A 22729-nucleotide genomic window follows, 5' to 3' on the forward strand; every position below is an offset into this window, starting at 1 on the left:
CCAGCCGCGAGGGAAGTTTAGGGGGTCGCCGTTATTATTGTTGTTCGTGTTGAAGTAGTGGGCTGTTACCGATTCACAAGCCAGAACCACTCTAACCCAGAATAACAGGGCGGTCTGATGAATGTCCTGTAATGAATTCGACATCGCATGTTTACATGAAAAGCAAAGTCGCTTCAGCTAGTTACACCATGCCCAGACGTGCCGGGCCATTATCTGCGATCCGCGTTAAGCCTGCAGCGGGGAATCCGCGCCGGGGCTGGCTGACCGTGGGGGCGCTGACCATTCCGGTCGCGCTGGGGCGGGGCGGCATTCTGGCGAACAAACGCGAGGGCGATGGCGGCACCCCGAGGGGCAGCTTCCGTCCCAGGCAATTGTGGTGGCGGGGCGACCGGCACAGTCGCCCGCAGACGTTTTTGCCGGCCCGGATCATCACCGGCGAGGACGCCTGGTGCGAGGACCCCATGGACCGCCACTACAATCAGGGGATCCGGCTCGGCGAAGGGCAGGGCGGCGACCGTCTCAAGCGGGCCGACCATCTCTATGACTTCATCATCGAAATCGACCACAACACGAGGCCGCGCATCGCCGGCCGCGGCAGCGCGGTGTTCCTGCATCTGGCCCGCGACAATTTCGGCCCGACCGCGGGCTGCGTCTCGATGACGAAGGCGGCGATGCTGCAATTGCTGCGGCGGCTGGGACCAAAAACAAGAATCATCATCGGGTGAGGACGCATGCTGGACAAGGATCAGATCGCCGCCGCTTCGCATCTGCTGGTCAAACATTGGCGCGACGGCACCAAGTTCGACGCGCTGGAGCCGCGGTTGCGGCCGCATAGCCGCGCTGACGGTTATGCCATCCAGGCCGCGCTCGAAACGCAATCGCTCGGACAATTGTTCGGCTGGAAGATCGCGGCAACGAGCGAGTCTGGACAGAAGCACATCAACGTCGCCGGACCGCTGGCCGGCCGCATCATGAGCGACACCGTGATCGCCGATGGCGGCACGGCCTCGATGAAGGGCAACGCGATGCGCGTCGGCGAACCGGAATTCGCCTTCCGCATGGGCCGCGACCTGCCACCCCGGTCCGCGCCCTATGGCGTGGACGAGGTCCTCGCCGCCGTCGGCAGCTTCCATCCGGCGATCGAGATTCCCGATTCGCGCTTTGTCGATTTCGCCGGCGCCGGCGAGGCGCAGCTCATCGCCGACAATGCCTGCGCGCATCTGTTCGTGTTGGGCGCTGCGACGAGCGCGAACTGGCGCGCCATGGACCTCGTCGAGGAGCGGCCGCAGATCACGCTGCGCGGCCAGCGCTATCTCGGTCACGGCAGGAACGTGCTCGGCGACCCCCGTGGTGCACTTGCCTGGCTTGCCAACGAGCTGCGTGGCCTCGGCATCACCTTGCGGGCAGGGGAGGTGGTGACAACGGGCACATGCCATCCGCCGCTGCCGATCCAGGCCGGCGATCAATTCGCGGTGGATTTCGGCGTGCTGGGGAAGGTGTCGGTGGGGTTCGACTAATCACCGCCGTCGTTGCGAGCGCAGCGAAGCAATGACGAATTCGAGAGTCAGTATGGCTCTCTGCCGTCGATGACGGCTCTCACCTGTGCCCGAAGATCGCACTGCCCACGCGGACATGGGTGGCACCTAACATGATGGCAGTCGCGTAATCCGCGCTCATGCCCATCGAGAGCTTGTTCAACCCGTTTCGCGCGGCGATCTTGGCGGTGAGCGCAAAATGCGCCGCCGGCGGCTCGTCGACCGGCGGGATGCACATCAGGCCGGAGATCGTCAGCCCGTAGGTGTCGCGGCAGCTCGCGATGAAGGCATCGGCCTCGCCGGGAGCGATGCCGGCCTTCTGCGGCTCCTCGCCGACGTTGATCTGGACGAACAGCTCCGGGTGCTTGTTCTGGGATTCGATTTCCTTGGCTAACGCCTGGCAAATGCTCGGGCGGTCGACCGAATGGATGGCATCGAACAGCGCGACCGCCTCTTTCGCCTTGTTGGATTGCAGCGGGCCGATCAGATGCAGCGCGATGTCCGGGTAAACAGACGTTAACGCGGGCCACTTGCCCTTGGCTTCCTGCACGCGATTCTCGCCGAATACGCGCTGCCCGGCGTCGATGACCGGTGTAATCGCATCCGCGGCGAATGTCTTCGACACCGCGATCAGCGTGACGGACGCACGTTCGCGCCGCGCGTCCCTGCAGGCGCGCGCGATTTCGGCTTCGACCGCGGCGAGCGCGTTTGGTGAATGGCCGGTTACCGGCGCGGCGTTGGGTTCAGTCATGATGTCGCATCGGCACTGATTGTTGCGGGCCTAGTTCCAATTTTACCGAGTTCAAGAAAGAGTTTTTGAACCCTTCGCTTTACCTTGGCCCATGGGGTGGGTCGCGAAGATGGCAAACGTCAGTTTCAACCGCAAACGAGCGAAACTCAAGCAAGTTCTCGGAATCCGGGCGCGGCTTGCGTTGCTCGCGGTGATTCTGGTGGCGCCCTTGATGTTCGAGCGCATCCGTTCGCTCGAAACCACGCGCACGCGGCAGATCGCGCAGGCCGCGGCTGAATTCACTACCGTCGCAAGACACAGCGCGGACGCGCAGCGCGAGGTGATCTCGTCGGTCGAGACCATCCTGAAATCGGAAGCCTTCATCCGGGCATCGGCCGGCGGCATCAGCAAGAGCTGTGACGTGCTGCGCGCCAGCCTGCCGTCGAATCTTCCCTGGATCCGCACGCTTCTGATCGCCGGCCAGGACGGACGCATCCAGTGCGCCACCAACAACATGTATGTCGGCCTCGACCTCAGTGACCGGCCTTACTTCCAGCAGGCGCAGGAAACCGGCCGTTTCGTGCTGAGCGACTTCATCCTGTCACGACCGGTGCCGTCACCGACCGTGATGGCGGTCTACCCGGTATCCGCGTTCAGCGGTGTGGCGGATGCCGTGGTCCTCGCCACCGTCAACCTCGACTGGATGTCGAAGGTCATGAGCAATCTCGGTGGCCGTCCCGGCATCACCGCCGTGCTCGTCGACAGCACCGGCACCGTGCTTGCGGCGCCCGCCGACCAGCACAGCGCGATCGGCCGTCCGCTCGACAACTTGCCGCTGATGTCCGCGATCGCCGACAAGGCGCTGCGGTCGGACCAGGACGAAGGCTCGCTCTCTTTCCTCGCCGCCGACGGCTCCCGCCGCGCGGTCAGCTATATCCGCATCGCCGGGACCAATGCGCGCCTGATCGCCAGCATCGACGAGGACAAGGTGTCCGCGGCCGTGAGCCGCGACATCCGCACGGCCTATCTCCAGCTCGCTTTCGTCGTCCTGTTCGTCCTGCTCGGCGCGCTGATCGCCGCCGAGAAACTGGTGATCAAGCCGATCCAGATGCTGGCCGATATGGCCAAGCGTCTCGGCGAGGGCAATCTGTCGGCGCGCGCGGCGCGCAACCGTCTGCCGGCCGAGTTCGTTCCGCTGGCCCGCGCCTTCAACGCGATGGCCGCGCAGCTCAGCCAGCGCGAGCGCGAGCTGATCGCGAGCAACGACCGGCTCACGGTGATGGCCTCGATCGACATGCTGTCCGGTCTTGCCAACCGCCGCGGCTTCCAGAGCCGGCTCGACTTCGAATGGATGCGCGCCCAGCAATACGGCAGCGAGCTCGCGCTCCTGATGATCGACGTCGACCACTTCAAGCTGTTCAACGACACCTATGGCCATCTCGAAGGCGATTCCTGCCTGACCAGGCTCGGCGAGTCGCTGTCCGGCATCGCCGCCGACACGATGGGCTTCGCGGCGCGCTATGGCGGCGAGGAATTCTGCCTGCTACTGCCGAACACCGACGTGGCCCGCGCCGTCGAAATCGGCGAGCTGGCGCGCGCGGCCGTGCTGAAGCTGTGCCTGCCGCACATCACCTCCGCCCACATGATCGTCACCGTCTCGATCGGCGTCGCCGCGGCGAAGCCCAACGAGAGCTTGCGCCCCGGCGATCTGATCGAAGCCGCCGACGCCGCGCTCTACGCCGCAAAACACCGCGGCCGCAACAACGTCGTCGAGCACGGCGTGCAGGCGATCGAGAACGGTGCGGCAGACATGATGCTGGCGGGCTGATCGCCAGAGCCGATTGCGTTCAAATGACTTCGGAACGGGGCTCTCGACTCTTGCTTTGACGCGTTTTCTCTACGCGAACCGGTATCCACTTCGCTCGAAAACGCTTTAGCCCGCAGCCCCGGCACGATCGAGCTCGCGCTCCGTCACCACGCGATTGCGGCCGCCGCTCTTGGCAAGATAGAGCGCGCGGTCACAGCGCTCGATCAGATCCGTGATCGCTTCGCCCGTCCGGTACTGCGCCACGCCGATCGACACGCTGATGCCGGGCAGGACCTCGCCGGTCGAGCGGCGCGTGATCGTGCATTCGGCGATCGCATGCCGGATGCGCTCGGCGATCTCGGCACAGGCGGCCAGATCGGCAGCCGGCAGCACCGCGATCAGCTCCTCGCCGCCGTAGCGGGCCGACAGATCCTGCTCGCGCACCTTTTCGCGCAACACCTTCGCCATCAGGCGCAGCACCTGGTCGCCGACGCCGTGGCCGAAACTGTCGTTGAAGGTCTTGAAGTGGTCGATGTCGAGCATCAGCACGCTGAGCGGCTCGCCCCAATCCGCCGTCGCCTGCGCCTTGCGCAGGAATTCATCGAGTGCCCGCCGGTTCGCGAGGCCGGTCAGCGTGTCGGTCCGGGCCCGTTCCTCGGACTTCGAGAGCGAGTCTCTGATGACGTCGAGCTCGCGGGTCTTCTCCGCAAAGCCTGCCTCGAGCCGCGTCGCGCGGGCGGCGGCGCGGGCGAGCTCGTTCATGAGCTGGGCGACCAGCGCCTTCGGATCGACGCCGGCCTTGCCCTGGTCGGCGACCTCGCTGATCGCCTCCATCTGGGAGTGGTTGTCGGCGATCGCGGTCGCCAGAAACTCCTTCGCCGCGCCCATGAGAGCGTGCAGCCGCTCGGAGGTGTCGAGGACGATGGCGCTGACCTGGGGCGCGACGTAGGTCTCGAACAGTTCCTGATTGGTGCGGCTGTCGAAGGGACGATTGTGGTCGATCAGGAGATCGATCGCGTTGCGCAGATCGTCATGGCTGCCTGCGAAATACTGGAACCAGACCGCAAAATTGATCGGGGTCGGCGCAATCCGCTGTTCGGCCATGCTTCGCAGCGCCCGTCCGGCGATGGAGACGGCATAGTCGAGATCGAGATCGAAGCTGTCGTCCATCGCACGCATTTGGGTCCTGGCCAGCCGCAACCTCGCATCGACCCCTTAATCACACCCCAACGCGGCCTCAGTAGTTATGCGGGGCGGTGTCGAAGGTTCCCAAGTTGCGGCAACCCATTGACCCCTTGAGGACTTCTATGGCCTAGTCCGCCGTCTTCAGACGGCCGAACCCACGAAAACCCAACGATTCCATGACCTCCGAACGCTACAACGCCCGCGACGCCGAACCGCGCTGGCAGGCCGCCTGGGACCAGCAGGCGATCTTCGTCTCCAGGAACGACGATTCGCGGCCGAAATACTATGTGCTGGAGATGTTCCCCTACCCGTCCGGGCGCATCCATATCGGCCATGTCCGCAACTACACGCTCGGCGACGTGCTGGCCCGCTTCATGCGCGCCAAGGGCTTCAACGTGCTGCATCCGATGGGCTGGGACGCATTCGGCCTGCCGGCCGAGAACGCCGCCATCGAGCGCAAGGTCGCGCCGAAGGCCTGGACCTACGACAACATCGCCGCGATGAAGAAGCAGCTCCGCTCGATCGGGCTGTCGCTGGACTGGTCACGGGAATTCGCGACCTGCGACCCCAGCTACTACAAGCACCAGCAGAAGATGTTCCTGGACATGCTCGCCGCCGGCCTCGCCGAGCGCGAGAAGCGCAAGCTCAACTGGGATCCGGTCGACATGACCGTGCTGGCCAACGAGCAGGTGATCGACGGCCGCGGCTGGCGCTCCGGCGCCGTTGTCGAACAACGGGAAATGAGCCAGTGGGTCTTCAAGATCACGAAGTACTCGCAGGAGCTGCTGTCGGCGCTGGATGGACTGGATCGCTGGCCCGACAAGGTGCGGCTGATGCAGCGCAACTGGATCGGCCGCTCCGAAGGCCTGCTGGTCCGCTTCGCGCTCGATGCGGCGACCACGCCTGCCGGCGAGAGCGAGCTGAAGATTTTCACGACGCGTCCCGACACGCTGTTCGGCGCGAAATTCATGGCGATCTCGTCGGATCATCCGCTGGCGCAGGCAGCGGCCGCGAAGAACCCGAAGCTTGCGCAGTTCATCGCCGACATCAAGAAGATCGGCACGGCGCAGGAGATCATCGACACTGCCGAGAAGCAGGGTTTTGACACCGACATCCGCGCGGTGCATCCGTTCGATCCGTCCTGGAAGCTGCCGGTCTATGTCGCCAACTTCGTGCTGATGGAATACGGCACCGGCGCGATCTTCGGCTGCCCCGCGCATGACCAGCGCGACCTCGACTTCGTCAACAAGTACAGCCTGGGTGTCACGCCGGTGGTGTGTCCCGAGGGCCAGGATCCCAAGACATTCGTCATCACCGACACCGCCTATGACGGTGACGGACGCATGATCAATTCGCGCTTCCTCGACGGCATGACCATCGATCAGGCCAAGGACGAGGTGGCGAAGCGCCTGGAGAGCGAACTGCGCGGCAACGCGCCGGTCGGCGAGCGTCAGGTCAACTTCCGTCTGCGCGACTGGGGCATTTCGCGCCAGCGTTACTGGGGCTGCCCGATTCCCGTCATCCACTGTCCGAAGTGCGATGTGGTGCCGGTGCCACACGCCGATTTGCCGGTGACGTTGCCTGACGATGCGACCTTCGACAAGCCGGGCAACGCGCTCGATCATCACCCGACCTGGAAGCACGTCACCTGCCCGCAATGCGGAGGGAAAGCGCAGCGCGAAACCGACACCATGGACACCTTCGTGGATTCGTCCTGGTACTTTGCGCGCTTCACCGATCCCTGGAATGAGAACGCGCCGACGACGCCCGCGGTTGCCAACCGGATGCTGCCGGTCGACCAGTATATCGGCGGCGTCGAGCACGCGATCCTGCATCTGCTCTATAGCCGCTTCTTCACCCGGGCCATGAAGGCGACCGGGCACATCGCACTGGACGAGCCGTTCGCCGGCATGTTCACCCAGGGCATGGTGGTGCACGAGACCTACCAGAAGGCCGACGGCACCTATGTGCAGCCGGTCGAGGTGACGGTCGAGACCGGCGCCAACGGCCGCCGCGCCACGCTTCTTGCGACCGGCGAGGACGTCCTGATCGGTGCGATCGAGAAGATGTCGAAGTCGAAAAAGAACACGGTCGACCCGGACGACATCATCGAGACCTACGGCGCCGACGTCGCCCGCTGGTTCATGCTGTCGGACTCCCCGCCCGACCGCGACGTGATCTGGAGCGACGAGCGCGTCCAGGGCGCCTCGCGGTTCGTGCAGCGGCTGTGGCGGCTGGTGAACGACTCCGTGGAACTCGGCAAGAGCGCGCCGGCAGCCCGGCCGGCCAGCTTCGGTCCGGACGCCACCGCCTTGCGCAAGGCCGCCCATGGCGCGCTGGACAAGGTCACCACCGGGATCGAGCGGCTGCACTTCAACGTCTGCCTCGCCCATATCCGCGAATTCGCCAATACGTTCTCGGAGGTGCTCCAGCAATCGGGCCAACCGGCCCCCGACCTCGCCCCAGATTTGGCTTGGGCGATCCGCGAGGCAAGCCAGATCCTGGTCCAGCTGTTCTCCCCGATGATGCCGCATCTGGCCGAGGAGTGCTGGCAGGTCCTGGGCCACAGCGGGCTGGTTTCGGAGGCCAATTGGCCGCAAATCGAACGCGATTTGCTGGTCGAAGACAGCGTGACCCTGGTGGTCCAGGTCAACGGCAAGAAGCGGGGTGAGGTCACAGTTGCAACAGCGGCCCAGAATCCGGAAATCGAGGCTGCCGTTTTGGCCCTCGATGCGGTAAAACTGGCCCTGGACGGCAAGCCCGTCCGCAAGGTGATCATCGTCCCCAAGAGGATCGTGAATGTTGTCGGCTAGGATCCGCATCGCAGCCCGCCTGCTGGCAGTCGCCGCACTGGCGGCGCTGACAGCCGGCTGCTTCCAGCCGATGTATGCCGAGCACGCCGACGGCACCCCCGGCCTGCGCGACAAGCTCATGGGGGTCGAGCTCCCGCCGATCAGCAAGCCCAACGCCTCCCGCGAGGCCCGCATCGGCGTGGAAGTCCGCAACGCCCTGGCTTTCAAGCTCTACGGCACCGCCACGGGCATGCCGCCGACCCACCGTCTGGAGATCCGCTTCACCTCCTCCCGCTCGTCCCTGATCGTCAGCCAGACGACGGGACTGCCGACCAGCGAGAATTTGGGAATCGACGCCCAGTACAACCTGATCGAGGTCGTGTCCGGCAAGTCGGTGATGAGCGGCACGACGTTCTCGCGGGTGTCCTATGACATGCCCGGCTCCTACCAGCGCTTCTCCCGCAACCGCGCGGTGCGCGATGCAGAGGATCGTGCCGCCAACGAGATCGCCGAGAACATCAACACCAGGCTTGCCGCGTTCTTCACCGCGGGCACGTAGATCGCTCCAGTCGTTCCAAACCGTCCGGAATGACGACCCCCAAGCAACGACGAACCCCAAGCAACATGGTCGCGCTGCGCGGAAAAGAGATCGACGCCTTCCTCGCCCGCCCCGACGCGGGCCGACCGATCATCCTGCTTTACGGTCCTGACGCAGGCCTCGTCCGCGAGCGCGCGGATGCGCTGATCGCATCGGCCGTCGACGATCCCAACGATCCCTTCTCGCTGGTCAAGCTCGATGGCGACGAGCTCTCCGCCGAGCCGTCGCGCCTGGTCGACGAGGCCATGACGGTGCCGCTGTTCGGCGGCCGCCGCGCCATCCGGGTCCGCGCCGGCTCGCGCAGCTTCGCCAGCGGCGTCGACACGCTGGCGGAGATGGGCGTGAGGGATTGCCGCATCGTGATCGAGGCCGGCGAGCTGCGCCCGGAATCGCCGCTGCGCAAAGCCTGCGAGCGCGCCAAGGCGGCGGTGGCGATCGGCTGCTATCCCGACACCGAACGCGACCTTGCCAAGCTGATGGAAGACGAGCTCCGCATCGCCAATCTGCGCATCGCGCAGGACGCCCGCGCCGCGCTGATGTCGTTCCTCGGCGGCGACCGCCAGGCCTCGCGCAACGAGCTGCGCAAGCTGACGCTCTATGCCCATGGCAAGGGCGAGATCACGCTCGAAGACGTGATGGCGGTGGTCGCCGATGCTTCCGAGCTGAAGCTCGATCCGATCGTCGACGGCGCCTTCGCCGGGCGGCCCGACATCGTCGAGACCGAGTTCGCCAAGGCCATGATCGCCGGCACCTATCCCGGCGTCATCATCTCCGCGGCGCAGCGCCAGGCAGCGTGGCTGCATAAATCGGCGCTCGCGATCTCCGACGGCACGCCCGCTTCCGCGGTGCTCGACGGCGGCTTTCCGCGCCTGCATTTTTCACGAAAGCCAATGGTCGAAACCGCGCTGCGCAATTTCAGCGTGGCGCGGCTCGCAGGCATCATCGAGCAGCTCGCAACCGCTGCACTCGACACCCGCAAGCAGTCCACCCTCGCCGCCGCCATCGCCCAGCGCACGCTGATGGCGATCGCAGCGAACGCGAAGCGGCGGAGTTAGCCCGCACGCTCTCCGCGACATTGCGGGCACATCTCTCTCCCCCAGTCATTGCGAGGAGCGCAAGCGACGAAGCAATCCAGAGTCTCTCCGCCGCAAGAGTCTGGATTGCTTCGCTTTGCTCGCAATGACGAGGAAAGTGCGGGGGCCTAAAGCGCGCCCTTCGCGAGCCGCTTCATCACCTCGTCGAGCTGATCGAGGTTGCGGTAGTTGATCTGCACCGAGCCGCCGGGATCGCGGTGACTGACGGTGACCTTGAGGCCGAGCGCGTCGCTGACGCGCTTTTCGAGATCGATCGTATCGGGATCCTTGTCCTTGCCGCCGGCGCGCGCCTTTTGCGGCTTGCGCTCCGGCACGCCCTCTTCATGCGCCAGCGCTTCGGTCTGGCGGACGTTGAGGCCCTCCTCGACGATGCGCTTGGCGGCTGCGAGCGGATCGGGCACGCCGATCAGCGCGCGGGCGTGACCGGCAGTCAGCTCGCCGCTCGTGATCAAGGCCTGCACCTCGGCCGGCAGCTTGGTCAGCCGCATCATGTTGGCGATGTGGCTGCGGCTCTTGCCGACGACTTTTGCGATGTCGTCCTGGCTGCGTTTGAACTCGTTGGCGAGCGCGTGATAGCCCAGCGCCTCTTCCATCGGGTTGAGGTCTTCGCGCTGCACGTTCTCGACGATCGCGAATTCCAGCGCATCGCTGTCGCTGATGTCGACCGGCACGATCGGCACTTCATGCAGACCGGCCATCTGCGAGGCGCGCCAGCGCCGCTCGCCGGCGATGATCTCGAAGCGGTCCTGCGCGCCCTTCACCGGACGCACCACGATCGGCTGGATCACGCCGTGCTGCTTGATGGAGTCGGAGAGCTCCCTGAGCTCGGCCTCCGAAAATGCGCGGCGCGGATTGCGCGGATTGGGCTTGATGAATTCGATCGGCACCTTGCGCTGCGCGCGCGGACGGTCGACATGCTGGGCTTCGCCGCCGACGTCACCGATCAGACTCGCAAGACCCCGGCCCAGTCGCGAACGCGCTTCATCGGCCATCGCCAGCTCCCTTGGATTCACGCTGCAGCACTCCAGAACTGAATTGTCGTAGGGTGGGCAAAGCGAAGCGTGCCCACCAGTTTTGTGCGGAGGATGGTGGGCACGGCAAATACACCTTTGCCCATCCTGCGGTATCGTCAATGCGTGACGCGCAGCTCGCGCTCGCGCTGGATCACTTCGGTGGCGAGTCGCAAATAGGCTTCGCTGCCGACGCATTTGAGATCGTAGACCAGGACCGGCTTGCCGTAGGACGGCGCTTCCGAGATGCGCACGTTGCGCGGGATCATGGTCTTGTAGACCTTCTCGCCCATGAACTGCCGGACGTCGGCAACGACCTGGTTCGAGAGGTTGTTGCGCGAGTCGAACATGGTCAGAACGATGCCGTGGATCGACAGGTTCGGATTGAGCGTCGAGCGCACCTGCTCCACCGTCTGCAGCAATTGCGACAGACCTTCGAGCGCGAAGAACTCGCACTGCAGCGGCACCAGGATCGCGTCGGAGGCCGCCATCGCATTCACCGTGAGCAGGTTGAGCGAGGGCGGGCAGTCGATCAGCACATAGGTGTAGTCGGCGTCCGGCGAGACGTTGTTGTTGAGCGCGCCGATGGCGTCGCGCAGCTTGAACGCACGGCCGGGCGTGGTGCCGAGCTCGAGCTCGAGGCCGGACAGATCCATGGTCGAGGGCGCGATGTGCAAGCGCGGCACCGCGGTCGACACCACCGCTTCGCGCAAGGCGGCTTCGCCGATCAGCACGTCGTAGGTCGAGCAGGAGCGGTTGCGGCGATCGATGCCGAGGCCGGTCGAGGCGTTGCCCTGCGGATCGAGATCGACGATCAGGACGCGCTCGCCAATCGCCGCGAGCGCCGTGCCGAGGTTGATCGCTGTGGTTGTTTTTCCCACACCGCCCTTCTGATTCGCCAGCGCGAGGATGCGCGGATGGCCCTGCGGGACCACTGCAGTCTCTTGCGCGGCGTTTTGCTCCTGCGGTTCGTCAATCACGCTCATCGCCAATTCCCCACTCCACCCCTGAACGTCTCACTTGCGCCGTTCGACGGACGTCAGCTCCACGATCCAGCCGTCACCGGTGCGGCTTTGGTGGAGCTCAGGCTGAATATTCCAATATTTAGCGGCTTCGGTCAATTCAGCCTCTACATCTTGACCCTTGAGAAACAACGCTTTTGCGCCATGGCGCATCAGCGGCTCCGCAAAGCCGATGAGTTGATGTAGCGGAGCCAGCGCACGCGCGGTGACGCAATCGACCGGGCCGGTGATTCTATCCACATTATCCCCGATCTCAGCGAGATGTACGACTCCCGGAGATGTGGTGACGCGGATGGCTTCGCGCAAAAAGGCGGCCTTCTTGGTGATTCGCTCGACGAGGTGGACGCTGGCGCCCGGCGTCCCGGCCATGGCGCAGGCGAGCACGACGCCGGGAAAGCCACCCCCGCTGCCGAGGTCGGCCCAGCGTTTGGCCGACGGTGCGAGAGCCACAAGCTGAAGCGAGTCGGCGATGTGCCGGGTCCAGAGATGCGGCAGGGTCGAAGGCGCAACCAGATTGGTCTTGGCCTGCCACTCCCGGAGCAGCGCGATGTAGCGATCGAGCCGGGCTTCCGTTTCATGTGAAACGGGCGCGAGCTTCAAGGCCTCGCGCTTGTCCGCGGCGATGACGGCGTCGAGTGCCCGATCGTTGGCGCTGGCCTTGTCGATGATCTTCGGCTTGGCCGGCGCTGGGTCCGGCCGACGACCGGCGCCCTCGCCCGCCCCGGGTCGTCGCGATAGCGGTCTATCCCCGCCAGGTCCGCGCTGTTTCACGTGAAACGCCTATGCGATTGCCTTGGACGTCTTCCGCGCCTCACGCCGGAGATAAGCCGCGAGGATGCCGAGTGCCGCCGGCGTCATGCCGTCGATCCGGCCGGCCTGGCCCACCGTGAACGGCCGGGCCTTTTCCAGCTTGGCCCGGACCTCATTGGAAAGACCGGGGACCTGCTGGAAGTCGACCTCCGACAGCACCATCCCTTCGTCGCGCCGGAAGGCTTCGACGTCGGCGCTCTGGCGCTCCAGATAGACGTCGTACTTGGCATCGATCTCGAGATGGGTGGCGATGACGGGATCGATGGCAGAGAGCTCCGGCCAGATCGTCCGGACCTGGGTCCAGCCGATGTCCGGATAGGCCATCAGCTCGAACGCCGATCGGCGCTGGCCATCCCGGTTCAGGGACAATCCGTGCTTGATCGCCTCGTTCGGGGTGACAATCAGCGACTTCGACAGTGCCCTGGCCGCGGTCAAGGCATCCATCTTGGCCCGATGATGCTGCGTTCGAGCACCTCCGACGCACCCCAAGGTAATGCCCTTCTCGGTCAGGCGCTGATCGGCATTGTCGGCCCGCAGCGTCAGCCGATACTCGGCGCGCGAGGTGAACATCCGATAGGGCTCGCTGATGCCGCGGGTGACGAGGTCGTCGATCATCACCCCGAGATAGCCATCGGCACGATCGAACACCGTCAGCGCGGCCCCGCTCGCGGCCAGTGCCGCGTTCAGTCCGGCCACGATGCCCTGGCCGGCGGCCTCCTCGTATCCCGTGGTGCCGTTGATCTGCCCGGCCAGGAACAGGCCACGCAGACGCCTGGTCTGGAGGGTCGGATCGAGCTCCCGGGGATCGATGTGGTCGTATTCGATGGCATAGCCCGGCCGGACCATCTTGACCCGCTCAAGGCCGGGAATGCTGGCGAGGATTGCGAGCTGAACCTCCTCCGGCAGCGAGGTCGAGATGCCGTTGGGATAGACCGTGCTGTCGTCGAGCCCTTCCGGCTCCAGGAAGATCTGATGGCCGTCGCGGTCGCCAAATCGGACGATCTTGTCCTCGATCGACGGGCAATAGCGCGGTCCGGAGCTCTTGATCTGGCCGGAGTACATCGGCGAGCGATGGACATTGGCCCGGATCACCTCATGGGTCGCGGCCGTGGTCCGGGTGATCCCGCACTGGATCTGCGGGGTCGTGATCCGCTCGGTCATCACCGAGAACGGCTCCGGCGGTTCGTCGCCGGGCTGCATCTCGACCGCCGACCAGTCGATCGTGGTGCCGTCCAACCGCGGCGGCGTGCCGGTCTTAAGCCGTCCAAGGGTGAACCCTGCGCGTTCGAAAGAAGCGGAAAGGCCCATCGCCGGCGCTTCGCCGACCCGGCCGGCCGGCCAGTTCTTCTCACCGAGATGGATCAGACCGCGCAGGAAAGTGCCGGTGGTGACGACAATTGCCCCGGCCCGAAGCGCTCGGCCATCGGCCAGGCGCAGGCCGGTCACCCGACCCTCGACCACGATCAGCTCGTCAGCCTCGCCCTCGATAACAGATAGACCCTCGCACTCCTGGATCGCGGCCTGCATCGCCGCAGCATACAGCTTGCGATCGGCCTGAGCCCGCGGACCACGGACAGCGGGACCCTTGCGGCGATTGAGGACGCGGAACTGGATGCCGCCGGCATCGCCCACGCGGCCCATCAGGCCATCGAGCGCATCGATCTCGCGGACCAGATGACCCTTTCCGAGACCGCCAATGGCGGGATTGCAGGACATTGCGCCGACCGTCGAGAAACGGTGCGTTACAAGAGCGGTCGCCGCGCCCATCCGGGCAGCCGCAGCCGCGGCCTCACAGCCGGCGTGGCCGCCGCCAATCACGATGACGTTGAAGCTCTCTCGCTCTGTTCGCATGGGCGGACTTCTATCCCAGTGGGGGAAAAGCCGGAAGTCAAAACTGGGGTGAGGCGGGTGTTTCACGTGAAACAGCCTCTTACTGGCTGGCCGAAGCGCTTTTCGTGAAAACAAACCCATGCACAGTAGAAGCCCCTTGGAATGTCTATTGTTTCACGTGAAACGAAACCAGGTTCGTGCGGGATAAAGGCATGGTGGTCGAAAGTTGTTGCCTCGGCAAATATGACTCGCCGGGAGGGCCAGTGGACGGCGCGTTCCGCCATTGCGAGCGCCGCGAAGAAATCCAGAATCCCTCGACGGCGGCGGCCTGGATTGCTTGGTCGCAGGATTCCTCGCAACGACGGGTTGCGGCAGTATCTACGCTCATCACCATCAACGCGGCGTCGCACAGTCGATTTTTCGTACGATCGTTCAGTTCCAGCGCGGTGATCGGGCGACCGGTGTTTCACGTGAAACAGCACGGAACCCGCTCTGTTTCACGTAAAACACAAACAATGGAACAAGCGCTAGTTCTACATTGAAGAACTAGCGCTACTTTCCGATGCAGAATTTCTGGAAAATCGCCCCGAGAACGTCCTCGACGTCCACCCGGCCCAGCAGCCGGCCCAGGGCGTAGGCCGCAGCGCGCAGCTCTTCGGCGGCGAGCTCTTCGCCCTCTTCTACAAGCTCCAGACTCCGGCGCAAGCTGTCCGATGCCCGGCGCAGCAGATCGCGTTGGCGGACCCGGGTCACCAATGCGCCCTCGGTCATTCCGAAGAAGTCGGACGCGAACTTGACCAGCGCCTCGACCAGCTCGGGGATGCCGTCCCCCCGGCACGCCGAGATCCCGAACTCGCCGTGCGGCCCGGAGTCACCTGCTCCGCCAAGATCGATCTTGTTGCGGACGATCCAGACCGGACCACCCGCGGGATTGCCGTCGCCGGATTTTCTCAGCGACCGCATCGCTTCCGGGGCGACGGGCTGCTCGCCCTCCACCAGCCACAGCACGAGGTCGGCGTCTTCGGCGCGCGCTCGCGCCCGGCGCACACCCTCCTGCTCGACGGGATCGTCGGTCTCGCGGATGCCGGCGGTGTCGATCACCGTAACGGGGTAGCCGTCGAGATCGAGCTGCACTTCGATCACGTCGCGCGTCGTGCCGGCATGGGGCGAGACGATCGCGACCTCGCGGCGGGCGAGCTGGTTGATCAGCGTCGACTTGCCGACGTTCGGCTCGCCCGCGATCGCAACCACCAGTCCGTCGCGCAGGCGTTCAGCTTGTCCCTGTGCCGCAAGGACTTCTGCGATTTCCGCCTGCAGCGCTCTGATCGCTTTCACGGCCGGTGCCATCAACTCGGCGGGGACGTCGCCCTCGTCGGAAAAATCGATGCCAGCCTCGATCAGCGCCGAGGCCTCGATGATGCGCTCGCGCCAGTCGCGCGCGCGATTGCCAAGCAGGCCCTGCAACTGACGCAGCGCCTGGCGGCGCTGGCGGTCGGTGTCGGCATGAATGAGATCGTCGAGGCCCTCGGCCTCGGTCAGATCGAGCTTGCCGTTCTCGAAGGCACGCCGCGTGAACTCGCCGGGCTCGGCCGCCCGCGTATTCGGAATAGAAGAAATTGCGGCGAGGAGTGCGGCCAGCACCGCGCGGCCGCCATGGACGTGGAATTCGGCGACGTCCTCGCCGGTCGCGCTCCCCGGCCCTGGAAACCAGAGCACGACCGCGTCGTCGATCGGCGGGCCTGCGCCGTCACGAAGCAGCCGGCGGCTGGCCTGCCGTGGCGCTGCCGGCTTGCCCGCCAGCGTCGTCAGCACCAGACTGGCCTGCGGCCCGGAGACGCGCACCACGGCGATCGCGCTCGGGGCCCGGCCCGACGACAGCGCAAAAATGGTCTGGTCTCGCGGATGCATGGCCTATTTGTCCGGCTGCCGAGGAAAAGGCAAACATCCGTTTCAGCGATCGGATCGCAGAGTTTTGCTGCATCATCCGCCGCAGCAAAATCGCATATTGCGATGCAGCATCAAGGAGCAATTTGCTGCAAAAAGTGCTTCCGCTCCGATCAAAATGACCCCGCATAAGTCAAGTATTTATAAATTATATCAATAACTTAATATATCTTCAGGGCGAGAAGGAAAAGCGTCTTCCCTTGCTGCGCCTCAGCCGCAACAGGGCCGCACAAACAAAAAGGGCGCCCGAAGGCGCCCCAATCTCATGTTGCACTGCAATCAGGTATTCATGGAGTCGAAGAACTCCGAATTGCTCTTGGTCGAGCGCAGCTTGTCGAGCAGGAAGTCGATCGCGTCCATCGTGCCCATCGGGTTGAGGATACGGCGGAGCACGTACATCTTCTTGAGCACCTGCGGATCCGTGATGAGCTCTTCCTTGCGGGTGCCGGAGCGCGAGATATCGATCGCCGGGAAGGTGCGCTTGTCCGAGACCTTGCGGTCCAGGATCAGTTCCGAGTTACCAGTGCCCTTGAATTCTTCGAAGATGACTTCGTCCATGCGGCTACCGGTATCGACCAGCGCGGTCGCGATGATCGTCAGCGAGCCGCCCTCCTCGATGTTGCGGGCGGCACCGAAGAAGCGCTTCGGGCGCTGCAGCGCGTTGGCGTCGACACCGCCGGTCAGCACCTTGCCGGATGACGGCACCACGGTGTTGTAGGCACGGCCGAGGCGCGTGATCGAATCCAGCAGGATCACGACGTCGCGGCCATGCTCGACCAGGCGCTTGGCCTTCTCGATCACCATCTCGGCGACCTGGACGTGGCGCACCGCCGGCTCGTCGAAGGTCGATGACACTACCTCGCCCTTCACCGAACGCTGCATGTCCGTGACTTCTTCCGGACGCTCGTCGATCAGAAGCACAATCAGATAGCACTCGGGATGATTGTGCGTGATCGAATGCGCGATGTTCTGCATCAGCACGGTCTTACCCGTGCGCGGCGGCGCAACGATCAACGCGCGCTGGCCCTTGCCGATCGGCGCGACGATGTCGATCACCCTTGCAGAAAGGTCTTTTCGCGTCGGATCGTCGATCTCCATGCGGAAACGCTGATTTGGAAACAGCGGCGTGAGGTTGTCGAAATTGACCTTGTGCTTGGCCTTTTCCGGGTCCTCGAAATTGAGCGTGTTGACCTTCAGCAGCGCGAAATAGCGCTCGCCTTCCTTCGGGCTGCGGATGTGGCCCTCGATGGTGTCGCCGGTGCGCAGGCCGAAACGGCGGATCTGCGAGGGCGAGACGTAGATGTCGTCCGGGCCCGGCAGATAATTCGCATCGGGCGAGCGGAGGAAGCCGAAGCCGTCGGAGAGAACCTCGACAACGCCCTCGCCGACGATGTCGGTCTCGGCGAGCGCAAGCTGCTTGAGAATGGCAAACAGCAGCTCCTGCTTGCGCATGGTGCTGGCATTCTCGACCCCGTTCTCTTCCGCGAACGAGACGAGCTCGGCCGGCGTCTTCGACTTGAGGTCCTGAAGTTTGATTTCCCGCATTGGGGTGGTCCTGTGGGGTAACCTGGGGAGGAGGGGGTGCGAGGAGGCTCTGAAATGCGGACGTGAGAAGATAAGGTCCGCAGGTCTGGCAAGGAGAGTGCCGGAGAGGCTTCAAACCTGATGCGGTGTCCGGCCTCTGAAAAGCTCAGACACAACCACATCCGCCTGCGTTGGGTGGGATATCACCAATATAGAAAATCGCGTCTCACAGCGCAAGCCGAAGCGCTGAGCGATCGTTCACGATCCTTGCCTAGAACGGCTTCACGATCACCATGACGACGATGAGAATCATCAGGACGGTCGGCACCTCATTGATAATCCGATAGAATTTCTGGCTGCGCGGACGCCGGTCGGCCGCGAAATCCTTGCACCATCGCGAAAAAAAGCCGTGGACCGCGGACATCGCCAGGACCAATGCCAGTTTTACGTGCAGCCAGCCGAACGAGAACCAGTGCCCAAACCAGGCAAGATACAGCCCGGCGAGCCAGGTGACGATCATGGCGGGGTTGATGATCGCCTTGAGCAGCCGGCGTTCCATGACCTTGAACGTTTCCGACTGCTTCGAGCCGATCTCGGCTTCGCAATGATAAACGAACAGCCGCGGCAAATAGAGCATGCCCGCCATCCAGGCGATGACGGCGATCACATGCAGCGCCTTGATCCAGAGATAGACGTCTTCAAACATTTTGCGCGTCCCGGTGCCCAGCTCAGAGAACGCTGGGGATAGTAAGACCTCGTTAAGGTCTTACCTGCACACATGTCCATCCGTAGCGCCCCTCTTACTTCTAAGAATCTTAGATTCTTAAGGTTTGAGTCTTAGTGACGGTGGATTGGACTCATGCAATTCCGTCCGCACGCTCACGCGCGCTTGTTCACATCCATCAACATATCCCGGACAGTTGCGGCGACTTGCGATAAGTCGGCCAGCTTCAATGACTTGCGCCTTTCCATCGGCAGCTTATCAAAGGGGTTGTCCGCGCAATCCCGCTTCCGTCTCGGCAGGGCGCCAGACTTGTTCCGGCGGGCAGCGGTGTGAACAAAATTGGCAGTTGTCCCGCCCCTGGTGTCGCGCAACCCTTTCCGAGCGGTTAAGGTCCACAGAAATCCACAGACCACACCGACTCCATACAAAGGGATTTTGTGCCGACCTCGAACAATTATTTCCACCTGCACCTCGTCTCCGACTCCACCGGCGAGACGCTGATCACGGTCGCACGCGCCGTCGCCGCGCAGTACGCGAATGTGACTCCGGTCGAGCACGTCTACCCGCTGGTGCGCAGCCAGAAGCAGCTCGATCGCGTGCTCGACGAGATCGAGGAAGCGCCGGGCATCGTGCTGTTCACCCTGCTCGAGAAGGATCTGGTTTCCAGGCTCGAGGACAAGTGCAAGGGAATCAACGTTCCGAGCCTGTCGATCATCGGGCCGGTGATGCAGCTGTTCGAGGCCTATCTCGGCGCCGCCACCACGGGCCGGGTCGGCGCCCAGCACGTGCTCAACGCGGAATATTTCAAGCGCATCGATGCGCTGAACTACACGATGATTCACGACGACGGCCAGCATGTCGAAGGCCTCGACGATGCCGATGTGGTGCTGGTCGGCGTCTCCCGTACCTCGAAGACGCCGACATCGATCTATCTCGCCAATCGCGGCATACGCACGGCCAATGTGCCGCTGGTTCCGGGCATTCCGGTGCCCTCGCAATTGGAAACGCTGACGCGGCCGCTGGTGGTGAGCCTGCATGCGACGCCGGAACGCCTGATCCAGGTGCGCCAGAACCGTCTCCTCTCCATGGGCGCCGATTCCAGCAGCGACACCTACACCGACAAGCAGTCCGTCGCCGAGGAAGTCGCCTTTGCACGCAAGCTGAGTGCCAAGCACGATTGGCCGCTGCTGGACGTTACGCGGCGCTCGATCGAGGAAACCGCGGCGGCGATCATGAAGCTCTACAGTGATCGCCAGCGCAACCGTCCCACTGAATAGTCTTTGGAATAATTTTCGCGATGAGTCTGTGGCTCGGCAAAGCTCCGTTGATCCTGGCCTCGCAGAGCAGCGCGCGAAAGATGCTGCTGGCCAATGCCGGTCTAGAGTTCAAGACTGTTACGGCCGATATCGACGAGCGCGGCATCCAGGCCGCCTCCGGGCTTTCGAATCCGCGCGAGATAGGCCTGCTGCTGGCGCGCGAAAAGGCCAAAGCCGTTTCGGCGCATTTTCCCGGCAGCCATGTGATCGGCGCCGATCAGACACTGGCGCTCGGCGATCGTCTCTTCAACAAGCCCGCCGGCCGTCCCCAGGCGCTGGCCCAACTGCGTGAGCTGGCCGGGAAAAGCCATGAGCTGAATTCCGCCGTGGCGATCGCACGCGATGGCGAGATCATCTTCGAGGACGTCTCGGTCGCCCGCCTGTCGATGCGGCAGATGAGCGAGGCTGAGCTTTCGGCCTATCTCGACGCGGCTGGCGATGCCGTGACCACCAGCGTCGGCGCCTATCAGCTCGAAAGCCTCGGCATCCACCTGTTCGAGCGCATCGACGGCGACCATTTCACCATTCTCGGCCTGCCGCTGCTGCCGCTGCTTGCGTTCCTGCGAGGCGAGCGGCTAGTTGCGGTGTAAATGACAGAGATGGCTGGACGCTGATGCGGATCCTCGGACTGACCGGCTCGATCGGGATGGGCAAATCGACCACCGCGAAACTGTTCGCGGAGGCCGGCGTTCCCGTCTACGACGCCGATGCCGCCGTCCATCAGCTCTATGAGGGCGAAGCGGCCCCCGCGATCGAAGCCGCCTTTCCAGGCACGACCGTGAACGGCAAGGTTGACCGGCCAAAGCTGTCGGCGCGCGTGGTGCACGATCCCGCCGCCATCAAGCAGCTCGAGCAGATCGTCCATCCGATGCTCGGCGCGTCCCGGACAAAATTCTTCGCCGACGCCGAAGCTGCCAACGCGCCGGTCGTGGTGCTGGACATACCGCTGCTGTTCGAAACCGGCGGCGAGAAACGGGTTGACGCGGTGGTCGTGGTGTCGACCTCGCCGGAACTGCAGCGGGAGCGGGTGCTGGCGCGCGGCACGATGGACGAGGCGAAGCTCGACGCGATCATTGCCAAGCAGACTCCCGACGCCGAAAAGCGCAAGCGCGCCGATTTCGTAGTGGATACGTCACACGGACTTGAACCGGTGCGGGCGCAAATCACGCACATCCTGGCCGAGGTCGTTAAGATGCCGCAGCGGCGAGCCTGATTCGCTGCCCTCAACACGGCCTCTCAAGATCATGCGCGAAATCGTCCTCGACACCGAAACCACCGGCCTCGATCCCATCCGTGGCGATCGCCTGGTCGAAATCGGCTGCGTCGAGATGTTCAACCGCATGCCGACGGGGCAGAGCTACCACGTCTACATCAATCCCGAACGGGACATGCCGGCGGAAGCCTTTGCGGTGCACGGGCTGTCGGCCGAATTCCTGGCGACGAAGCCGCTGTTCCATGAGGTCGTCGACGAGTTCATCGAGTTCATCGGCGATGCGCCGTTGGTGATCCACAACGCCTCGTTCGACATCAGCTTCATCAATGCCGAGCTCGACCGGATCAAGCGCGCCGCGATCCCGCGGGAGCGGCTGGTCGATACGCTGCTGCTGGCGCGGCGCAAGCATCCCGGCGTGTCCAACCGGCTCGACGACCTCTGCTCGCGCTATGCGATCGACAATTCACGCCGCACCAAGCACGGTGCGCTGCTCGACGCCGAGCTGCTCGCGGAAGTCTATGTCGATCTGGTCGGAGCGCGGCAGTCGCAGCTGCTGCTGGCTGCGGAAACGGAAGAGAGCCGCGCCAATGCGGCTGGCGATACGCCGCGGCGGCAGCGGCTGGTGCCGCTTGCGCCACGGATTTCGGACGCCGAGCACGAGGCCCACCGGGCCTTCATCGCAACGCTCGGCGACAAGGCGATCTGGAACGAGTACCTGCCCGCTCCAGCCGCCCCGACGGCCGGTCAGGCCTGACCGCTCGGCTGAGCGGCCATTTGCCGCTCCATGTTCTGGCGATAGAGACCGACGAAGTCGACCGGATCCAGCATCAGGGGCGGGAACCCGCCGTCGCGCACGGCGGTCGCGATGATCTCGCGGGCGAACGGGAACAGCAGGCGCGGGCATTCGATCATGACCAGCGGATGCAGGTTCTCCTTCGGCACGTTGGCGATACGGAACACGCCGGCGTAAGCGAGCTCGAACGAGAACATGATCTTGCCCGCGGTCTCGGCCTTGCCCTCGACCGACAGCGTCACCTCGAACTCCTGTTCGCTGAGGTTGTTGGCGCTGACATTGATCTGGATGTTGATCTGGGGCGGCTGGCTCTGCTGCTGGAGCGAGCTGGGTGCGTTCGGGTTTTCGAACGAGAGGTCCTTGGTATATTGCGCCAGCACGTTGAGCTGGGGAGCCTGGGCCGCCTCGGGAGGGATGCCGTTACCGTTGGTCATAAGAGTGTCTCCTTACCCGATTTGGGCTGAATTTCGCGGCGGTTGGCTAACATAGGGCCGCCTCATTCCACAAGGACGAACGGTCCCGGCCGGGGAATTGAGGCTCCGCCCACAACCGTGACGTTCCACCCTGCCCTATCCACGACACTACGCCTTAAACGATTGAAGATGCGCTATTTCCGGGCAGGATCGGGTTTCCCCTTAAGGATAAAAGGCGCTACACTCGGGCTGTGCCAAAAGGCGCCATTGGCCGGGCGAGATTTCGTGCCTACATCCCACGGACCTGACGCGCGGACCTAAAATGGTGATGTAGACTTGCCGTTTCCGTATGGAACGGTCTACTGGCCGGATTGATTTTCCCGGCAACG

21 protein-coding genes are annotated in these 22729 nt (G+C 64.1%); 11 read left to right on the forward strand and 10 right to left on the reverse strand.

The genetic code is table 11. The features are described 5' to 3' along the window. The first annotated feature begins 155 nt into the window (after positions 1–155). Both NR187_RS21240 and NR187_RS21245 read left to right on the forward strand, forming a co-directional pair. A complete protein-coding gene (locus NR187_RS21240) occupies positions 156–725 on the forward strand; it encodes a L,D-transpeptidase (protein WP_211384210.1) in 570 nt (189 codons plus the stop codon). A 6-nt stretch (positions 726–731) separates the two neighbouring features. Next, positions 732–1517, forward strand: a complete 786-nt coding sequence (locus tag NR187_RS21245; RefSeq protein ID WP_256807463.1) for a 2-keto-4-pentenoate hydratase — start codon at positions 732–734, stop codon at positions 1515–1517. A gap of 79 nt (positions 1518–1596) precedes the next feature. Here the strand turns inward: NR187_RS21245 and NR187_RS21250 are convergent, their stop codons facing one another. Further along, entirely contained in the window at positions 1597–2286 is a 690-nt protein-coding gene (locus tag NR187_RS21250; RefSeq protein WP_256807465.1) for a YggS family pyridoxal phosphate-dependent enzyme, read from the reverse strand. Between the two features lie 109 nt (positions 2287–2395). Here NR187_RS21250 and NR187_RS21255 point away from each other — a divergent pair, with 109 nt between their 5' ends. Then, entirely contained in the window at positions 2396–4093 is a 1698-nt protein-coding gene (locus NR187_RS21255) for a diguanylate cyclase domain-containing protein (protein WP_211383756.1), read from the forward strand. Between the two features lie 105 nt (positions 4094–4198). Here NR187_RS21255 and NR187_RS21260 read toward each other — a convergent pair whose 3' ends face one another. Then, positions 4199–5176: a GGDEF domain-containing protein gene (locus NR187_RS21260; RefSeq protein WP_372703249.1), complete on the reverse strand. Its 978-nt coding sequence runs from the start codon at positions 5174–5176 to the stop codon at positions 4199–4201. Between the two features lie 257 nt (positions 5177–5433). On the opposite strand from NR187_RS21260, the gene leuS reads away from it, so the two are divergent. From leuS to holA, 3 genes are all read left to right on the forward strand, one after another. Then, positions 5434–8070 (forward strand): leucine--tRNA ligase, encoded by a 2637-nt coding sequence (leuS, locus tag NR187_RS21265; protein ID WP_256807469.1) that lies wholly within the window; start codon positions 5434–5436, stop codon positions 8068–8070. Next, positions 8057–8608 carry an LPS assembly lipoprotein LptE gene (lptE, locus tag NR187_RS21270; protein WP_211383759.1) on the forward strand — a complete coding sequence of 184 codons (552 nt, stop codon included), beginning with the start codon at positions 8057–8059 and terminating at the stop codon, positions 8606–8608. The genes leuS and lptE overlap by 14 nt, the downstream gene beginning before the upstream one ends. 65 nt (positions 8609–8673) lie before the next feature. Continuing rightward, on the forward strand, positions 8674–9702 hold the full coding sequence (gene holA, locus NR187_RS21275; RefSeq protein ID WP_211383760.1) for a DNA polymerase III subunit delta: 1029 nt from the start codon (positions 8674–8676) through the stop codon (positions 9700–9702). A gap of 146 nt (positions 9703–9848) precedes the next feature. On the opposite strand, the gene NR187_RS21280 is transcribed toward holA, so the two are convergent. The 4 genes from NR187_RS21280 to mnmG all read right to left on the reverse strand — a co-directional run bounded on the left by NR187_RS21280 (position 9849) and on the right by mnmG (position 14434). Continuing rightward, the gene (locus NR187_RS21280) at positions 9849–10733 is read right to left on the reverse strand and encodes a ParB/RepB/Spo0J family partition protein (protein ID WP_211383761.1); all 885 of its coding nucleotides are present in this window, start codon (positions 10731–10733) and stop codon (positions 9849–9851) included. Positions 10734–10870: 137 nt separating this feature from the next. After that, positions 10871–11737, reverse strand: coding sequence for a ParA family protein (locus tag NR187_RS21285; protein ID WP_211383762.1), 867 nt, complete (start codon positions 11735–11737; stop codon positions 10871–10873). Positions 11738–11767: 30 nt separating this feature from the next. Continuing rightward, positions 11768–12544 (reverse strand): 16S rRNA (guanine(527)-N(7))-methyltransferase RsmG, encoded by a 777-nt coding sequence (gene rsmG / locus NR187_RS21290; protein WP_372703232.1) that lies wholly within the window; start codon positions 12542–12544, stop codon positions 11768–11770. Positions 12545–12553: 9 nt separating this feature from the next. Next, positions 12554–14434, reverse strand: a complete 1881-nt coding sequence (gene mnmG, locus NR187_RS21295) for a tRNA uridine-5-carboxymethylaminomethyl(34) synthesis enzyme MnmG (RefSeq protein WP_256807472.1) — start codon at positions 14432–14434, stop codon at positions 12554–12556. Between the two features lie 191 nt (positions 14435–14625). Here mnmG and NR187_RS21300 point away from each other — a divergent pair, with 191 nt between their 5' ends. After that, on the forward strand, positions 14626–14955 hold the full coding sequence (locus NR187_RS21300; protein ID WP_256807473.1) for a hypothetical protein: 330 nt from the start codon (positions 14626–14628) through the stop codon (positions 14953–14955). A gap of 10 nt (positions 14956–14965) precedes the next feature. Here the strand turns inward: NR187_RS21300 and mnmE are convergent, their stop codons facing one another. The 3 genes from mnmE to hemJ all read right to left on the reverse strand — a co-directional run bounded on the left by mnmE (position 14966) and on the right by hemJ (position 18587). Further along, a complete protein-coding gene (gene mnmE / locus NR187_RS21305; protein WP_256807474.1) occupies positions 14966–16321 on the reverse strand; it encodes a tRNA uridine-5-carboxymethylaminomethyl(34) synthesis GTPase MnmE in 1356 nt (451 codons plus the stop codon). Between the two features lie 315 nt (positions 16322–16636). Beyond that, positions 16637–17902 (reverse strand): transcription termination factor Rho, encoded by a 1266-nt coding sequence (gene rho / locus NR187_RS21310; RefSeq protein ID WP_166811593.1) that lies wholly within the window; start codon positions 17900–17902, stop codon positions 16637–16639. A 250-nt stretch (positions 17903–18152) separates the two neighbouring features. Next, on the reverse strand, positions 18153–18587 hold the full coding sequence (gene hemJ, locus NR187_RS21315) for a protoporphyrinogen oxidase HemJ (protein ID WP_211383766.1): 435 nt from the start codon (positions 18585–18587) through the stop codon (positions 18153–18155). Between the two features lie 455 nt (positions 18588–19042). On the opposite strand from hemJ, the gene NR187_RS21320 reads away from it, so the two are divergent. The 4 genes from NR187_RS21320 to dnaQ are packed head-to-tail and all read left to right on the forward strand — an operon-like array spanning position 19043 to position 21888. After that, entirely contained in the window at positions 19043–19882 is an 840-nt protein-coding gene (locus NR187_RS21320; RefSeq protein WP_211383767.1) for a pyruvate, water dikinase regulatory protein, read from the forward strand. A 20-nt stretch (positions 19883–19902) separates the two neighbouring features. Beyond that, positions 19903–20511, forward strand: coding sequence for a Maf family nucleotide pyrophosphatase (locus NR187_RS21325; protein WP_211383768.1), 609 nt, complete (start codon positions 19903–19905; stop codon positions 20509–20511). Positions 20512–20534: 23 nt separating this feature from the next. Beyond that, complete coding sequence (gene coaE, locus NR187_RS21330) at positions 20535–21134, forward strand: dephospho-CoA kinase (RefSeq protein ID WP_211383769.1); 600 nt, start codon at positions 20535–20537, stop codon at positions 21132–21134. A 31-nt stretch (positions 21135–21165) separates the two neighbouring features. Beyond that, positions 21166–21888: a DNA polymerase III subunit epsilon gene (gene dnaQ, locus NR187_RS21335; RefSeq protein WP_211383770.1), complete on the forward strand. Its 723-nt coding sequence runs from the start codon at positions 21166–21168 to the stop codon at positions 21886–21888. Here the strand turns inward: dnaQ and secB are convergent. Continuing rightward, positions 21879–22361, reverse strand: a complete 483-nt coding sequence (secB, locus tag NR187_RS21340; protein ID WP_256807476.1) for a protein-export chaperone SecB — start codon at positions 22359–22361, stop codon at positions 21879–21881. The genes dnaQ and secB overlap by 10 nt on opposite strands. Positions 22362–22729: the final 368 nt, after the last annotated feature.

The sequence above is a fragment of the Bradyrhizobium sp. Bra64 genome (assembly GCF_024519875.1).
Lineage (GTDB): Bacteria > Pseudomonadota > Alphaproteobacteria > Rhizobiales > Xanthobacteraceae > Bradyrhizobium > Bradyrhizobium japonicum_G.

Excerpts from the sequence above, each read along its gene's own strand:
- NR187_RS21240 (WP_211384210.1), top strand. The coding sequence starts at position 156 with ATGAAAAGCAAAGTCGCTTCAGCTAGTTACACCATGCCCAGACGTGCC.
- NR187_RS21245 (WP_256807463.1), top strand. The coding sequence starts at position 732 with ATGCTGGACAAGGATCAGATCGCCGCCGCTTCGCATCTGCTGGTCAAA.
- NR187_RS21250 (WP_256807465.1), bottom strand. The coding sequence starts at position 2,286 with ATGACTGAACCCAACGCCGCGCCGGTAACCGGCCATTCACCAAACGCG.
- NR187_RS21255 (WP_211383756.1), top strand. The coding sequence starts at position 2,396 with ATGGCAAACGTCAGTTTCAACCGCAAACGAGCGAAACTCAAGCAAGTT.
- NR187_RS21260 (WP_372703249.1), bottom strand. The coding sequence starts at position 5,176 with ATGGCCGAACAGCGGATTGCGCCGACCCCGATCAATTTTGCGGTCTGG.
- leuS (WP_256807469.1), top strand. The coding sequence starts at position 5,434 with ATGACCTCCGAACGCTACAACGCCCGCGACGCCGAACCGCGCTGGCAG.
- lptE (WP_211383759.1), top strand. The coding sequence starts at position 8,057 with ATGTTGTCGGCTAGGATCCGCATCGCAGCCCGCCTGCTGGCAGTCGCC.
- holA (WP_211383760.1), top strand. The coding sequence starts at position 8,674 with ATGGTCGCGCTGCGCGGAAAAGAGATCGACGCCTTCCTCGCCCGCCCC.
- NR187_RS21280 (WP_211383761.1), bottom strand. The coding sequence starts at position 10,733 with ATGGCCGATGAAGCGCGTTCGCGACTGGGCCGGGGTCTTGCGAGTCTG.
- NR187_RS21285 (WP_211383762.1), bottom strand. The coding sequence starts at position 11,737 with ATGAGCGTGATTGACGAACCGCAGGAGCAAAACGCCGCGCAAGAGACT.
- mnmG (WP_256807472.1), bottom strand. The coding sequence starts at position 14,434 with ATGCGAACAGAGCGAGAGAGCTTCAACGTCATCGTGATTGGCGGCGGC.
- NR187_RS21300 (WP_256807473.1), top strand. The coding sequence starts at position 14,626 with ATGGTGGTCGAAAGTTGTTGCCTCGGCAAATATGACTCGCCGGGAGGG.
- mnmE (WP_256807474.1), bottom strand. The coding sequence starts at position 16,321 with ATGCATCCGCGAGACCAGACCATTTTTGCGCTGTCGTCGGGCCGGGCC.
- rho (WP_166811593.1), bottom strand. The coding sequence starts at position 17,902 with ATGCGGGAAATCAAACTTCAGGACCTCAAGTCGAAGACGCCGGCCGAG.
- hemJ (WP_211383766.1), bottom strand. The coding sequence starts at position 18,587 with ATGTTTGAAGACGTCTATCTCTGGATCAAGGCGCTGCATGTGATCGCC.
- NR187_RS21325 (WP_211383768.1), top strand. The coding sequence starts at position 19,903 with ATGAGTCTGTGGCTCGGCAAAGCTCCGTTGATCCTGGCCTCGCAGAGC.
- coaE (WP_211383769.1), top strand. The coding sequence starts at position 20,535 with ATGCGGATCCTCGGACTGACCGGCTCGATCGGGATGGGCAAATCGACC.
- dnaQ (WP_211383770.1), top strand. The coding sequence starts at position 21,166 with ATGCGCGAAATCGTCCTCGACACCGAAACCACCGGCCTCGATCCCATC.
- secB (WP_256807476.1), bottom strand. The coding sequence starts at position 22,361 with ATGACCAACGGTAACGGCATCCCTCCCGAGGCGGCCCAGGCTCCCCAG.